Source organism: Alicycliphilus denitrificans K601 (assembly GCF_000204645.1).
GTDB classification, from domain to species: Bacteria; Pseudomonadota; Gammaproteobacteria; order Burkholderiales; family Burkholderiaceae_C; genus Alicycliphilus; species Alicycliphilus denitrificans.
In genome coordinates this window covers 1,896,988-1,911,031 of the sequence record NC_015422.1, presented here as the reverse complement: position 1 = coordinate 1,911,031, position 14,044 = coordinate 1,896,988, and the positions used below count along the sequence as shown (strand labels likewise).

The window sequence follows — 14,044 nt, the reverse complement described above, 5'->3', positions numbered from 1 at the left end:
TTCCTCACATGAAATCGACGCTGCCGAGGAAGACCTGGCCACGGCGCCGGCAGCAGGAGTACGGCCGCCACAAGGCCCAGGCGTAGTCGCCCTGCTGGGCCTGCACGCGGGTGCGGCTGTGCGGGAAGACCACGCAACTGTTCGAGAGCGTGGGCGTCAGCTCCTGCCACTTGCCCGTCGAGGCGTCGGTCTCCATCAGCGCGCCGGCCGGCCAGTAGCCGTCGCGGGCGTTGGCCAGCAGGGGCTGATACACGTGAATCTGGTTGCGGCGCGTCACGATGTCGCCCGCGCGCTGCGCGACCACGGCGCCGCTCTTGTGGTCGTCGGTCTGGTGCAGGAAGCCACCGCGGGGATACACGTTGCCCCAGAGGTTCAGGCCGGTGCGCGTACCGATTTCGCGCCGGCCGGGGATGAGCGCTTCGGGGTAGAACGCTTCCGGGATGTTGTAGCGCCAGGCGATCGTGTCGAGCGTGCTCAGCAGATACGGCATGAAGGCCGTGCCAGCGCCTTCGCAGGTGTAGCCGGAGGCGCTGGCGAACTGGCTGAACACCAGCGCGGCCGGATGGCCGATGACATCGGCGTTCTTGAACTTGGCGAGGTTGTTCTCGTTGTCGTGATTGGTCGTGCCGTCACCGCCAGCCTTGGCGGTCGGGTTGGGCATGCTCATCGCCCTGACCTCCAGCCACGGGTTTTCGCCAGTGTTCGAGTAGCTCGACACCACCGCATCGGGGACGTAGTGGCGCACCTTGACGGAAGTGCGAACCGAGCAGCCGAAGGGCGTGCAGTACAGCCAGTAGCAGATACCGACCACGCGGTATTCGAGGCAGTCGGGGGACAGCGCCGACGAGACGATGGTGGCGGTGTCCAGGGCGAACGTCGACGTGGCCGTGCTCAGCAGCAGCGAGGCGACGGTGGCGCGCAGGCGCCGGGATGCCAGCAGGAGGCTCATGGCTGCGTGCTCCGGTAGGCGTTGATGCGCGCGACGGCGCGGGGCACGTCGGGCTCGCCGTAGACCACGTAGCGTCGATCGACCACCACGGCGGGAATCTTGGCGATGCCCAGTCCCCAGGCATCCGCGACACCTTGGTAGGCGTGGCCGATGCGGCGTTGAAGGGCCTCGCCGCCGTCATGCAACCGCTGCCGCACCAGGGCTGCAGCCTGTTGCGGGTCGGCCGGTAGGTGCGCGGCGAGTTCGACCTCGATGCGCGTGGCCTGGTCCAGCTCGATGATCCGCACGCCGGCTGGAGTCTGCACCGGATGACGGCTGTCGGTGACGACGAGCACGTCGGCTGCTGCAGTCTGGGTAAACATGAACAGCACTGCCCACAGTCCGGGCGCAATGCTGATGGTCGGCAGCCGGGGCGAAGCCTTGAAGACGGGGGCCGGCATATCGGGCGTCCTTGGAGTCGATCAAAGTCACAGTCGACTTCAAGTGCCGATCTAGCGCGACAAAGAAACCGCATCCGGCCCCTGCCGGTTTCATACCCTATGCCGTTGTGAGCGTTGTGATTGCCTCCTGTCGGAGGCGAAGATCAGGTGCGGGACGCTGAGGTGCCCGCGAACCCAAGAAACGCATGCTGTAAGCGAATCGGCATCGACGGCTTGGAGCGTGCGTGTAGGCTCTGCCAAGTCCCGTCACTGATGTCGCTCGGGGCGAGGCGATCTACCGAGCGCGAAACTCTTCTCAAGTAAGCGTTGACGCCATCCGCGGATTCCGAAGGAACGCCGGCAAGAACGTACCCCACCATGAAGCCGATAGCATGGTTCTCGCCGTACTTCTCCTGGATGAATCGATCCATGCCCTCGACGACGTACTCTCGACACAAGTGAGTGTCCGACCCGGCGATTCGTTTGCATTCGATGATCGCGTGCGGATCATGCTCCTGCGTGCGCAAGAAAATTTCGACGAACGCCAGCGGGATGTCGGTACGTCCGTCTGGCAGCATCACGTTGCTTTTAGATCGCGATTCCGTGCCAGGCAGCACCATGATCTGCTTCCACGGGGAGTTCTTCAGCGCAATGCGCATCCCGTCCCGCAGGCGCTCGGTCATGATTACCTCTCCAGCGTTGGCATTCACGTCCTCGGCTGCGCATGCTCGCTGCCAACCTGCGGCCAGTGTCAGCAGAATGACCGCCACAACCTCGGGCTCAAGTTCAATGAACTCTCTGCCCAGTGCAGGAGGTGTCTCATAGGGGATCCTCAAACTTTGCCCCCTGAAAAGCTCTCCGCGACCACTGCATCGGCATCTTCCAGTGCCGCTATGCCCATCCAGTAGCGCCGCGCTGCTGGCTTGATGATCACGACTTCGTTGCGTCCGTGTACTCGCAATTCTCGCTCTGCACTGAGCGCGGTCGCAATCTTGACTTTCAGGCGCCTGCCGATACGTGCCAGTACTTCACCCAATTCGCCTTGTGGTGCCATGACGCTCACGCTCGCATTACCCGGCCCCTCTTCCAAGACAAAGCGCACGACGCGCAAGGCCGAACTGCTTGGTAAGTCGAGCACTTCGGCGCGCATGTGCCGCTTATTGCGAACGGAAAGCCAATCCTCGATAACGGACAGGAACGTCTTGGCATACGCCGTGACCTCAGTACGACTGTCCGATGGCTCCACGGATGATTCGCGGCCGGTTTCCCATTGCCACCCGGCGCGAAGGAGGCCGTCTCGAATGACAGTTCGGTCGGCATCGTTCAGTTCGTACAGATCGAAGACAGCTTCGTCCAGTTCAGCCCATCCCCTCTCGTCGGTGCCGTTGGCGCGCAGATTCTTCTCAATCTGCAGCAGGCGCTGGCCAGCCTCAGATTTCACTGCGCTCGTGAAATTAGGCACCGGTAGGAAGCTGAGGTCGCGAGCCAGCAGCTTCCTCTTGTAGATTCCAAACTCTGCAGCGGTCAGATAGAAGAACCATGTCGCAAAAGCAGAACTCAACACGGTGGCAAGCAAATGTGCCGTCCGCGTGTGCCCTCTCGGAAGAGACACTGCGAAGTATGAGTTCGTGAAGACGAGATCCCGCTCGGAGACGGCCGCCAAGACGCGTGGACTCCCCAGAAGCATTTCCTTCACGATGAGAAGCGGGGCTTGATATATCTCCCGCGATCGTGGCCATTGTGCCTTCGATTGGCTGAAAGTCGGCAAATCATCGGGAATGTTGAAGTGCTGCATGTCTTTGACTTGCAGTACATCCAATCCTTTTAGCGGGCGAGCATCGCGCGTCTGATTCTCTGGGGCCCCGCGAATCAATCCAACCTGGAAGGTAGTGTCGAGTAATGAGAGTTGCTCGCCCAGATTTCTGTGGGCCGAAGTCAAGTCATCCAGCAATAGGAGGTCACGGCGCCGGCCAACGGCTGCTGCCTTGAGCTTCAACGGCTGTTCTTGGATCTCGTCGAGTGTCAAAGTGATGACGTCACTCGGCGCCACCTCGAACGAATGAGTCCTTGCACCGCTGGGCGTCCACGGGATCTGAACGACCGTGACCTGATCCGTTCGCTGCTTCGGTCGATGACGGGCAAAGAGAACCACTGCGGGCATGGCCGCTGTCGCGAAGAGCCAACTGCACAAATTGGACAGATTTACCAAGGTGATCGGAGCCACGGCTCGCATCACATGCTGAGCTGCTGCCATGCCGGTGCCGCTGCGGCTGAAGAACGGCATCGCGCTAAGAATGATGCCGAAACGGGTCTTCTCATGTGAGAACTCCGCCGCTCGCAACACGAAATCCAAGCCTTCACCGCGCGGTTGCGCAGGTACGCCCGCAACCCTGGTCTTGCGCCGCGCTTCGGTTCCTGTCTGCCCCCTAAAGCTCCAAGGGGGATTGCCCACGATAAGGTCGAACTGCTTCAGCCCTGTCGGCGTCGCCAGCACGGCCTTGCCATCTCCATCACGTTCGACAGTACGAGCGTCACCGACGAGCAATGTCCTGCCGATCAATGGCTGGAACTTCAGGGACTGCGGTGGTTGCGGGTCAGGGTCCAGCTCAAGCGCAGCCAGGTACAGGCTGAACGCAGCGACGCGAATCGCGGCTTCGCTAATGTCTACGCCATACACCTGCCCGTAGAGCGTCGAGCGGATCAGCTCCCTCGTGGGCGGCTGACCTTGCGAGCGAAGATGAACCAAGCGCCGCAGCGCTTCGACCAGGAAGACACCGGAGCCGCACGTCAAATCCAGCACCGACTCCCGTCCAGATAGACCATCCATGACCTCATCGAGGACCAGCGAGACGACGGACAGTCGCGTGTAGTGCACGCCGTTTCGCAACGCTTCTGTGCGCTTTCCTCCAGTCTGCGGCTCAGCATGTGCAAACTGCTCGTAGATCGAGCTGATGAGCTCGACCGGAATCACGTCGAACTGGTAGGGGAAGAAGCTGAGTTGCCCGCTTTCAGGATCGACAGCCTCCAGGAACTCCGCAACCCGCGTCAAATGGTGAGCTGCTGGTGTCGTTTTCACCGACGAGGGCGGAAACATATCGCCGTTGAAGGTCTGGGCCAGCCATGCGAACAGCTTGCTGGTCGCTGGCCGGTCGCGCAGGATCGCCGGCAACGCCGTGCGGCCGCATACCCGCTTCAACCGCGCCGCACTGACGATCTCGCGGTCAATCAGGTACTGGGTGAAGATCACGCGCCCAATCAAGGCCTGCGCCGCATCGCGCGCGAGATTGCCTGCGACCAAATCGCGTTCGAGACATCCAAGGTCAGACAGGAGCTTCTGATCGACGCTGGTCTTGCGATCGATGGCCGGCACCTGGGCCCAGAATTGGCCCGTCTCGATCGCCAGTCGGCCGGCCAACTCGTCCAGTTCATGAAGCGAAGCTTCGATGTTCTCGAAACGCCGAATCAAATGTCTCTGGGCATCGCCTTCTTTCGCGGGTGTGCCGAAACCGTTGTACAGGTCGATACGCTGCGGCGAGATCACCCACAGCAACGGCGCGAACCCCTCGTTCCAGACCTCTCGTCGCCACTGGCTGACCAGATCGTCTGCAGGCGCGCTTTGCTCAAACTTGAAGTAGACGGTCAACGACGACGCGCTGCGCCACAATGCGTCCGGAACAAAAACGCGGCCGTGGCGCGAGGACTGCGCCTCAGCCCCCAACCGAAGGCCGGGCGCGGGTCGCCCGTCCGGCAGGTAGCCGGTTGCGGCGAGCACCTGTTCCAGCGTGGCAGTGTTCACGCCCTACTCCGGATAGCTTCGGGTGGAAACGGCAACGCTGCCTGGCTCGGCGTCGGGACGATCGGCAGCATGTGCTGCTGAAGCCGCATGATCAACGGATCGAGCGGGATCACGAGAGTCGGTTGGGCCGGCGCCGGCCCAACCCCCTCGGGGCCGATATCGCACAGGTTCGCCGAAGTGGGCGTCACGAACGCCACAGACCCATTCAGCGCCAACGCGCCACTGGTGCTCAGCAACCGAAAAAGCGCGTCCACGCCGACGCTGACGGTGGCGATGTGCACGCCCAATGAGCTGACCAGCTCATTGGTAACGGCCAAGCCAAGGAGATCGGCGAAGGTGAATCGGGCAGCCTTCCCGGTCTTGGACGCCAAGTAGGGCACGGTCTTGCGCCAATGCCGCACCGTTTCGGCGGACACGCCGGTTAGCGTGCGCATCTGATCCTGAGTGTACTGGATGGCGGTGACGGCAGACATTCGCGTTGCTGGCAACTAGAAAATACGCACATTCTGCCATGTAAAGGTGGGCCTCTCAACAAATAAAGGCCGGTTCAGCCGCGTATCCCGCAAGCTTTCAAGCTTCCGAAATCGTGACCATCAGAACGCATCGCCAAGGTGGCAACCGGAACCGTTCATGGCAGTTCTTGTGGAGAGGGGCAAGAGGAACAGGCGCCCCGGAAGGGACGCCTGCGGTGCGGACTACAACAAGCCGGCTTCGGCGAACGAGTACGGGCTGCCCTTGCCGACGATGAAGTGATCCAGCACCCGGGCATCGACGGTGGCCAGGGCGCTCTTCAACCGCTCGGTGATCGCACGATCAGCGGCCGAGGGCTCGGTGTTCCCCGAGGGATGCTGATGCGCCAGGATCAGCGCCGAAGCGTTGAGCGCCAGCGCACGCTGGACCACCACCCTCGGATACACCGAAGTCTGGTCGACCGTGCCCTTGAACAGCGGCTCGAAGGCGAGCACCTGGTGCTGGTTGTCGAGAAACACGACGGCGAAGATTTCGTTCGGCTCCGCGACCAGTTTCAGGCGCAGGTAGTCGCGCACGGCGGCGGGACTGCCCAGCGCTGGACCGGCCTTGAACACGCGGTTCTCCAGCAGGGTGATGGCCTGCCGGATGATCCAGTCTTCGTGCTGGGCGGCGATCAGGGTGAGCGACTCCGGGCGGGAGTCGGCGATGACAAGAGACATGGCGAACCTCCAATGGAAGAGATCGGAGGGCGCCTGCCCCTGGAGGGCAAACCCTCCTGGGGACGATGGGGATGGAACAGGTGACGAGCGGGCATCCACCACCGCGGATGCGGTGGCTGTTCGCGTCAAGGGATGCGATGCGAACGGGTTTCGATCAACGCGGACGAGCCGCGCCGCAGCCTTGAAGATCGATGGCTACCTGGGCATGTCACCGGCGACGCCGGCGGGCATGTCTGGGGAATGGGCGGATTCGGCTGTGGCCGTGCTGCCGGCTGCGAGCAGGTCGATGGCCGACAGCAAGGCATCGCCTTCGACGGGACCGTGCAGCAGGAGGGCCTTGCCGGACTCGTGGTCGCGCAGTTGCAGGGCCGGCGTGGCCGCGATGCCCTGCTGTGCCGCTTCCACCGCCTGGGCACGGATGACGGCATCGGGGCGATCGCTGTCGAGACAACCCTGCATGGTTGGTGTGAGGTCGGGATAGCGCAGGCCCTCCGGCAGGCCCTGGCCGTCGCTACGGGTGTTCGCGTAGAGCCAGGCCACTGCCTGCCAGAACGCGGCGTGTCCGCCCGTCTCGCCCGCGCACTCGGCCAGGCGTGCCCCGGCAGTCGCGGCCGGCTCGTGCATGGACAGGGGCAGGTGGTGCCACTGCCAGTTCACCTCGGGATGGGCGTCGATCCAGCGCTTGAGCGCGGGGAAGTAGGCCCGGCAGTACGGACACTCCAGGTCGGCGTACCCGACCACCGTGAAGCGCGCATCGGCACGGCCATACAGCCAGGGCGGGCCGGCCGGTTTCGGCGCTTCGGACCCGGCGGCGGCCAGGGGCATCGACTCGGTTGCCGGATGCGGCGCGCGCAGCAGCATCCACGAGGCCACCGCAATCGTCGCCACGATCAGCAGACCGATCCGGGGATGACGGCGGGCGAAGGAAGGCATGCGCATCGTGTCGCTCCCGTCAGGCCAGCGTGTCCAGCGCCAGCGGTTCGATGCCCCGCGCGCGGTCGATCTTCTCGGCCACGCGGAAGGCGGCATCCAGCTCGCTGATGCCGTGCTGCTGCATCAACTGGAAGCGTTCGGCCTTCTCTTCGGGCTCGGTCATTGCCATCGCCAGGTAGAGGCTGGGCGGCACCGCGCGGAACAACACTTCCATCGACTTGGACAGGATGACGCCCTCGCTGAACTTGCCGGCCTCCTTGCGTGCCGAGAGCATCAGCGCCTTCTGCGAAGCGTTGAGTTCGCGGAAGCGCGCGATCTTCTCGACTTCATCGGGCGGCATCGACAGGCAGATCCACCACTCGATCATGTTGAGCATGGGCTCGGCCGCCTTCGGCAGGTCATCCAGGTTCTGCGTGGCGAGCCAGAACCAGGCGCCGAGCTTGCGCCACATCTTGGTGATCTTGACCACGTAGGGCGCGAGCAGCGGGTTCTTGGTGATGATGTGGCCTTCGTCCGTCACGTTGATGATCGGTCGGCCCAGGAACTGGTCGCGCTCGGCGATATTGTTGACCGTGTTGATGAGCGAGATGTAGGCAATCGAGAGTTGGGCGTTGTAGCCCTCGCGCGCGAAGGTGGCGAGGTCCACGATGGTGATGTCCGCCTCGGGCCACGGCGTGCCGGACCGGTCGAACATCTCGCCGTCCACGCCTTGGCAGAACATGTCCATCGCGTCGGCCATCTCCAGCAGCCGTGCGCGCCGCATCTCCGGCAGCGTGGCATCGCGGGCGCGCTCGCGCAGCGCGTCGCGCACATCGCGGGTCAGTACCGTGCGCTTCTCCGCTACGCAGCGCTGTGCCGCATCGAGAATGCACTGGCGGATCAGGCTGCGGTCGGCGCGGGTCATGCGCGCTTCTTCCTTGTCCTCGCCGCCGGTGATCATCAGTCGTGCAGTGATCTCCAGCTCGCCGAGCACGTCGCGCTGCTCGTCGCCTTCCACGGCCATGCCGGCATCGGCCTGGTCCTCGTCGAGCGCATCGGCGTCCAGCGTCTGTACCTGGCTCGGCGTATCGACCAGGCGCCAGGCGTCGGCGAACGGAGCCAGACTGACGCCCGCGCCCGGCGCGAGCTTCACCCGATGCACGGTGAGGCCCAGCCGTGCCGCGAAGTCGCCGAACAGGCCGAAGCTGTTGCCCGCCTCGACGATGAACAGGCGCGGCCGGTAGATCGCCGTCACCTGGTTCAGGATGTTGTTGAGCGTTGCGCTCTTGCCCGAACCCGTGGGGCCGAACAGGAACAGATGCGCGTTCATCTGCCGGTCGAGGCGGTTCAACGGATCGAAGGTGATCGGGCCGCCGCCGCGGTTGAAGAACGTGATGCCCGGATGCCCCGTGCCCTGGCTGCGGCCCCAGACCGGCGCCAGGTTCGCCGCGTGTTGCGCGAACATGAGCTGGGTGTACCACTGGCGCTTGTCGGCAGCCGGGTCGAACACGCACGGCAGCCAGCGCAGATAGCTGTTCAGCGGCGCTACCTCGTCCTCTTCGCGTACCGGTTGCAGGCCGGCGTTGAGCATCACGTTGACGAGCTGCAGGCCGCGCGCATCGAGCTGGGCCAGATCGCGGCCACGCAGGTAGAACGCCAGCGCGCCACGGTAGAGCTTGTGCGCGCTGCCGATCAGGCCGCGCGCCTGCTGCACGTCCTGCCGGGCCTGCTCCGAGGCCAGGGTCTCGCCGACGGCCTTCCTGGCGAGGTGGTTGAGGTGCGCCTCCAGCACGTCCTGGGGCGTGGCGACCAGCGTCAGGCACATCATCGTGTCCTCGGGCATCTGGTCGAACAGCGCGTTCATCGCATCGCCGCCTTTGCGCGTCTCGCCCGTCAGATGGCCGGTTGCCGGTGGCGTGCGCAGGCGATCCATCACGATCACCCGATGCGGCATGCCGTCGAAGAACCACAGGCCGTTGGGCACGTCCGAGCGGGGCTGGCCGAAGAACAGGCGCTGCGCGAAGTCGGTGCCGCTGGCGAGTTCGAGCTCGCCCTCCTCCCGCTCTTCCGGGTAGCGGGTCAGCGCGTAGAAGCGTTCGCGGTCTTCGGCAGTGGCGCCGAGCAGGGTCGGATTCGGGTTGAACCAGCGCAGCAGCCAGGCGTGGATGTCCGCCGGGCCGAGCCGTCGGGCTTTCACGCCGGCATTGGCCAACCCGCCGGCGAGGCGGTCGCAGATCGTGGTCAGCGCCTGCTCGGGCGACTGGCCGCGCCGCGGGGCCGGGGCTGCGGACGTGCGGCGGTAGACCACCATGCGCACGCGCCGCACCTGGCCGCGCCACGGCAGGCGCGTCACCGTGGTGTCCTCGAACAGGCCACCCGGCTTGGCGATGGCCCGCAGGTGATGGGCGAAGAAGCGCAGGTAGAAGTCGCTGAACGCGCTGCCCTGCGCACGCGGCTGCAGATAGTTCGCCAGGGAGCGCAGATAGTTGTCCCAGTCGGCCTCGTCCTGGGCGTAGAGCTGCACCACCCAGGGGTTGTCGTCCAACTCGTCGAAGGAGTCCTGCAGGGCGTTCTCCAGCGCATCGCGCGCCTGCCACAGCCAGGCCATCTCGCGGCCCTCGGTGCCGACCGGCGCCAGCTCGAAGAAGGCCGCCACCGACTGGCCATCTTCCAGCAACATGCACTTGCTGCCGGGCAGGTACTCGACCCAGGGCAGCAAGTCCGCGAACGACGGCGCGACGCCATAGAGCGCATCGTGGTCGGCCTGGGTGGCCGGCCTGCGCCGGCCCCGGCCGAGCGCGCTGCCCGGCTCGGCGACACCCTGTGCCGCCAGCGCCGTTACGTGCCGTGCCCAGGCATCATCGGCCGCATCCACGGCGTCAGCAGGCGATGCGTCACCCTTGCGTGACCACGGCAGCGACCAGGCCATCAGTAGTCCTCCACGCGCTCGCCCGGCATCGCGTACTGCACGCGCTGGTAGAGCGGGAACACCGTGCTGTAGCCGGGCACCGGCACCGGGTCGGTGCCCGCCAGGTGCGGGAACACGTACATCACCAGGTCGGGGTTCGGCAGGCGGTGGAACTGGCGGTGAATCTCGTTCTGCGCGGTACGGGTATAGCGCGCCTGCACGCCGGGCGCCGCCTGCACATCGGCCTCGGTCAGCGGCCGGCGCAGGCCCTGGCGCGCATCGAGCAGTTGCCGCGCGGCCTGGCCGCCGCCCGCGCTGCCGCCGGTCTCCTGATGCCAGATGTCGAGCATGGTGCTGTCGCCGTGCGGCAGCAGCTTCTCCTTGCTGGTGGCGCAGCCGCCGAGCAGGGTGGCCGCCAGCAGCACGGCGGCCGCGTCAATCCAGGTCCGAGGCATGGGCTTCTCCGGTGCGGTGGTGGACCCGACGCCCCTTGGCGTCGTAGTCGATGTCGAGCGGCTGCTCCAGATGCACGGCGACCCTAGCGCCGGGCTGCACGTAGACCGCCGCGAAGGCCTGGCCGTAGAGCTTGTTGACCCAATCGGCCATGTCGCGCACGCCGCCCGCGAGGATGCGGCCCATCGCTTCGTTGCCGCTGATGCCGACGGTGCCCAGCGAGCCGTTGCTGTTGGCGACCACGGCCACGCTGCCGTTGTCGGACTTGATGAGTGAGGCCGCGCCGGCGCCGGCTGCGGTGATGAGCGCCTGGCTCCCCAGGTACTGCTGGGCGTTGCTGCGCCGCTCGCCGCTGACGCAGGGAATGCCGTAAGGGTCGCTGATCCAGCCCAGGCCGCCTTGGATGCTGGCGCCGTTGTGACCCGCGTTGCCGCCGCTGCTGCCGCCCTTGCTGCTGTCCTCCGGCACCGTGCGGATGGTGCCGTCCTGGAACACGAACGTGACCGAGCGGATTTGCCCGCGTACGCACGAGAGCGTCCAGTCGCCCGAGGCCGTGCCGCTGACCACGGCACCGGCCACGTCGGGGATGTCGATGCCGTTGGCCGTGAGGTTGTCCGGGCCGATCAGCACCTTGAACGGGTACGGGTCGTTGACGGTTCCATCGATCGGCACGCGCCCGATCAGCGCCGTCATGGCAATCGACCCCATGAGCGTCGAGTTCGACGGCACGGTGTAGACAGCCTTCGTGGATGCGCCCACGGCGCGGCTGCCGACGTCGGCGACGGATTCCACTGCGGCCGACAGGCTTTTCTGGGCCGGTCCGAAGCTCAGGGGAAAGCTCGGCTCCTTGCTGGCGTTCTTGGCGTCGACCTTGGCATCGTCGGGCTCGACCCACTGCGTGCCACCGACGCCGCGGTTGAAGCGCTGGCCATCACCCTCTTCCAGCCCCAGCCCGACGGGCAGGTCGGACGGGCCGCCCTTGCCGGAGAGGCCGTCCAGTTGCCGCTGCAGATCCTGCAGCAGCCCCTGGGTCTGCTGCCTGTCGCTGGCCACCTGATTGCGCTCCTGCTCCAGGCGGTTGCGTTCGCCTTCCAGCGCGCTCTGGATGCGTTGGTCGATCGCGCTTTCCCGCGCACGCAGTCGCTCGTTCTCGGCCTTGTGCTGCTTGTTGTCGCCGAGCGCGCTCTGCAGCTCGGTGCGCAACTGCTTCACCTGGGCCACCAGCGTGGCGACGGTATCGCGCGGCGTGTCGCCTGCGATGCCCAGGGCTTTCATCTCCTCGGGCGTGAGCGTACTGGCCGCGCCCTTGGAGGCAGGCTGGCCGCCGGGCGCACCGGAGAACAGCTTGATGCCGACGAACACCAGCAGCAGCGCCATCGGGATCAGCAGCCACTTGAGCAGCGGATTACTTTTCATCGCGCGCTCCTCCGGTCGAGCCGGCCGCGGCGGCCGGCGGCAGGTTCACGCTGGCGTCGATCGGGCTCAGCGCCGGCAGCAGCGACTCGGCCAGGCCGTGGCCGCGCGTGACCAGGTAGAGCACCGTGGTGTCGGACGCGGTGCCGGCCGGCCCCAGGTTCGGATGCTGGAAGGTCGCCGCCACGAAGTTCCCCTGCAGGGCGCGCGGGTCGAGGTCGAGCCAGCGCGCCGAGGTATTGGTGAGTCGCACGGCCGTCACCCACTGGTCTTCCAGGCGCCACGCGGCCAGTGCCCGCGCGTGCACCGGCAGCGTCGGCAGCAAGGTGCTCAGCGCGAGGCCGCGGCGCAGGTTCACGCGCCCGATGCCGGCGACCGGCTCGACGGTGCGCAGCGGCGCGTACAGGTTCTGTGCGGCATGGCGCGTCAGCACGACCGGTACCGGCGTTTCGCGCCGGGGAACGGGTTTGTCTGCGGGAGCATCGGCCCGCTCGTCCGCACCGCTTGCTGCACTACCGCCGTAGCGCTTCGCGGGGGCTTCCGCTTCCACGATGCGCACCGGCTCCAGCGGCGCCTGGCTGTCCTTCGCCGGCTCGGCGGCGATGTCGAGCAGGATCAGCGCGCCGGATTCCACGTCCTGCAGTTGCAGCCGCGTGGGCGGAATCGGGTCGCTCGCCCGCAGGTAGATCGCGCCGCCGGCACTCTGCACGCGCAGATGGTCGCCGACGCTGGCCGGTACGCCGACGCGCACATTGCGGTCGATGAAGACCACGCGCTCCTGGCCGACCACCAGCGGCACCGGCAGGGGCAGCCGCTCCCAGCGCAGGATTTCCACGGCCTGGCTGGCCGGCACGACACCGAGGATCAGCAGGACGCCGGCCAGGGCCGACAAGGCAACGGGCTTCATGGGGAGTCTCCCTGCAGGTGGCCGGGGGCGTTGGCGGGCACGCCGGCCTGGGTCGGCGTCGGCGGCGGTTCGATGCGCTGGGGTGCGCTGGCGTAGCAGTCCAGCGCCAGGCCGAAGGGGTTGCGCTCGGGGTCGATGTCCAGCCGGACGACCTTGATGGGGTAGCGCACCAGGGCGCGCTTGACCTGCTCGGAGCCGTAGTATTCGTCCGCGCTCACGTCGAGCGTGACGATCCAGTCGCGGTCGGAGACCACCTTGACGCGCGTGGCCGGATCATCGCCGTAGCCGCGGCCGGGAATCTCGTAGATGCCGCGCACGCGCTGACGCAGCTCGCCACTGGCGCGCCGGTACTCGTAGTCCTGCTGCAGGAAGGCCCGGCAGCTCGGCGTCAGGTAGGCCGACAGCGCGCGCAGGTTGCGCGGATAGTCTTCTTCGCCGTTCGTGGGCCAGCGCTGCACCTGCTGCCAGATGTAGAACGAGAAGGCATACACGCTCTCGGGCGGCACGTCCCACCACTTGCGCGTGCTGCCCGAGCGCAGGTCCGGCGGCACATGGATGGTCAGACTCTTCGGCGCACTCCACCAACCGAAGCCGAGCAGCAGCGCCACCACGAACAACGCGCCGGCCCCCAGACGCAACGTCATCACGTGCGCCTGCAGGTGCGCAACCTCGTTCTTGAAACGGCTCATGGCGCAACTCGATCGGCGTTGCGCCGGGTCGTCCAGTAGCCCGAGCGGGTGATGAGGCGCTGCCCGCCCAGGAGCGCTGCCAGCGCCGGGTGCCGCAGGGCCAGCCGCCACTGGAGCTGTCGGTAGAGCCAGGTGTCGGGCCGGCCGCGCTTCTGTGCGCGCAGAAAACCACCGCCGACGAAGACGCCCAGCGCGATGCCGGCGACGATCAGCGTCGGCACCATGGCGATGCTGTGCGTGAGCCAGGCCAGCGGCAGGCCGAGTGCGAATCCGGCTGCGGCCGACAGGCCGGCGCAGATCCACAACTCGTCGGCGGTCAGCCCGCGCACGACCACCGGCTGGCGATTCAGCCGGTGCGGCAGGAAGCTCACCAGCGTGTCTTGCGGGGTCTCCGAGGGGACGGCCATC

Annotated in this window: 13 protein-coding genes; all 13 read right to left on the bottom strand. The window is 66.2% G+C overall.

All coding sequences use genetic code 11. The features are described from left to right. Positions 1-4: 4 nt before the first annotated feature. The 13 genes from ALIDE2_RS09035 to ALIDE2_RS08975 all read right to left on the bottom strand — a co-directional run bounded on the left by ALIDE2_RS09035 (position 5) and on the right by ALIDE2_RS08975 (position 14,043). Positions 5-949 (bottom strand): TIGR03756 family integrating conjugative element protein, encoded by a 945-nt coding sequence (locus tag ALIDE2_RS09035; RefSeq protein WP_013721900.1) that lies wholly within the window; start codon positions 947-949, stop codon positions 5-7. Further along, positions 946-1,389 (bottom strand): TIGR03757 family integrating conjugative element protein, encoded by a 444-nt coding sequence (locus ALIDE2_RS09030; protein ID WP_013721899.1) that lies wholly within the window; start codon positions 1,387-1,389, stop codon positions 946-948. The genes ALIDE2_RS09035 and ALIDE2_RS09030 overlap by 4 nt, the downstream gene beginning before the upstream one ends. Before the next feature lie 143 nt (positions 1,390-1,532). After that, complete coding sequence (locus ALIDE2_RS09025; protein ID WP_013721898.1) at positions 1,533-2,051, bottom strand: hypothetical protein; 519 nt, start codon at positions 2,049-2,051, stop codon at positions 1,533-1,535. Positions 2,052-2,200: 149 nt separating this feature from the next. Beyond that, positions 2,201-5,164 carry an HsdM family class I SAM-dependent methyltransferase gene (locus ALIDE2_RS09020; protein ID WP_013721897.1) on the bottom strand — a complete coding sequence of 988 codons (2,964 nt, stop codon included), beginning with the start codon at positions 5,162-5,164 and terminating at the stop codon, positions 2,201-2,203. Then, on the bottom strand, positions 5,161-5,637 hold the full coding sequence (locus ALIDE2_RS09015; RefSeq protein WP_013721896.1) for a MerR family transcriptional regulator: 477 nt from the start codon (positions 5,635-5,637) through the stop codon (positions 5,161-5,163). Before ALIDE2_RS09015 ends, ALIDE2_RS09020 begins: the two co-directional genes overlap by 4 nt. Before the next feature lie 222 nt (positions 5,638-5,859). Continuing rightward, on the bottom strand, positions 5,860-6,354 hold the full coding sequence (gene radC / locus ALIDE2_RS09010; protein ID WP_013721895.1) for a RadC family protein: 495 nt from the start codon (positions 6,352-6,354) through the stop codon (positions 5,860-5,862). Between the two features lie 195 nt (positions 6,355-6,549). Then, entirely contained in the window at positions 6,550-7,293 is a 744-nt protein-coding gene (locus ALIDE2_RS09005; RefSeq protein WP_013721894.1) for a DsbA family protein, read from the bottom strand. Positions 7,294-7,306: 13 nt separating this feature from the next. Further along, positions 7,307-10,195: a conjugative transfer ATPase gene (locus ALIDE2_RS09000; RefSeq protein WP_013721893.1), complete on the bottom strand. Its 2,889-nt coding sequence runs from the start codon at positions 10,193-10,195 to the stop codon at positions 7,307-7,309. Continuing rightward, positions 10,195-10,629: a TIGR03751 family conjugal transfer lipoprotein gene (locus ALIDE2_RS08995; protein WP_013721892.1), complete on the bottom strand. Its 435-nt coding sequence runs from the start codon at positions 10,627-10,629 to the stop codon at positions 10,195-10,197. Before ALIDE2_RS08995 ends, ALIDE2_RS09000 begins: the two co-directional genes overlap by 1 nt. After that, positions 10,610-12,043: a TIGR03752 family integrating conjugative element protein gene (locus ALIDE2_RS08990; protein ID WP_013721891.1), complete on the bottom strand. Its 1,434-nt coding sequence runs from the start codon at positions 12,041-12,043 to the stop codon at positions 10,610-10,612. Before ALIDE2_RS08990 ends, ALIDE2_RS08995 begins: the two co-directional genes overlap by 20 nt. Then, on the bottom strand, positions 12,033-12,947 hold the full coding sequence (locus tag ALIDE2_RS08985; RefSeq protein WP_013721890.1) for a TIGR03749 family integrating conjugative element protein: 915 nt from the start codon (positions 12,945-12,947) through the stop codon (positions 12,033-12,035). The genes ALIDE2_RS08990 and ALIDE2_RS08985 overlap by 11 nt, the downstream gene beginning before the upstream one ends. Beyond that, positions 12,944-13,636, bottom strand: a complete 693-nt coding sequence (locus ALIDE2_RS08980) for a PFL_4703 family integrating conjugative element protein (protein ID WP_013721889.1) — start codon at positions 13,634-13,636, stop codon at positions 12,944-12,946. Before ALIDE2_RS08980 ends, ALIDE2_RS08985 begins: the two co-directional genes overlap by 4 nt. After that, positions 13,633-14,043, bottom strand: coding sequence for a TIGR03750 family conjugal transfer protein (locus ALIDE2_RS08975; RefSeq protein ID WP_013721888.1), 411 nt, complete (start codon positions 14,041-14,043; stop codon positions 13,633-13,635). The genes ALIDE2_RS08980 and ALIDE2_RS08975 overlap by 4 nt, the downstream gene beginning before the upstream one ends. Between the last annotated feature and the right edge of the window lies 1 nt (position 14,044).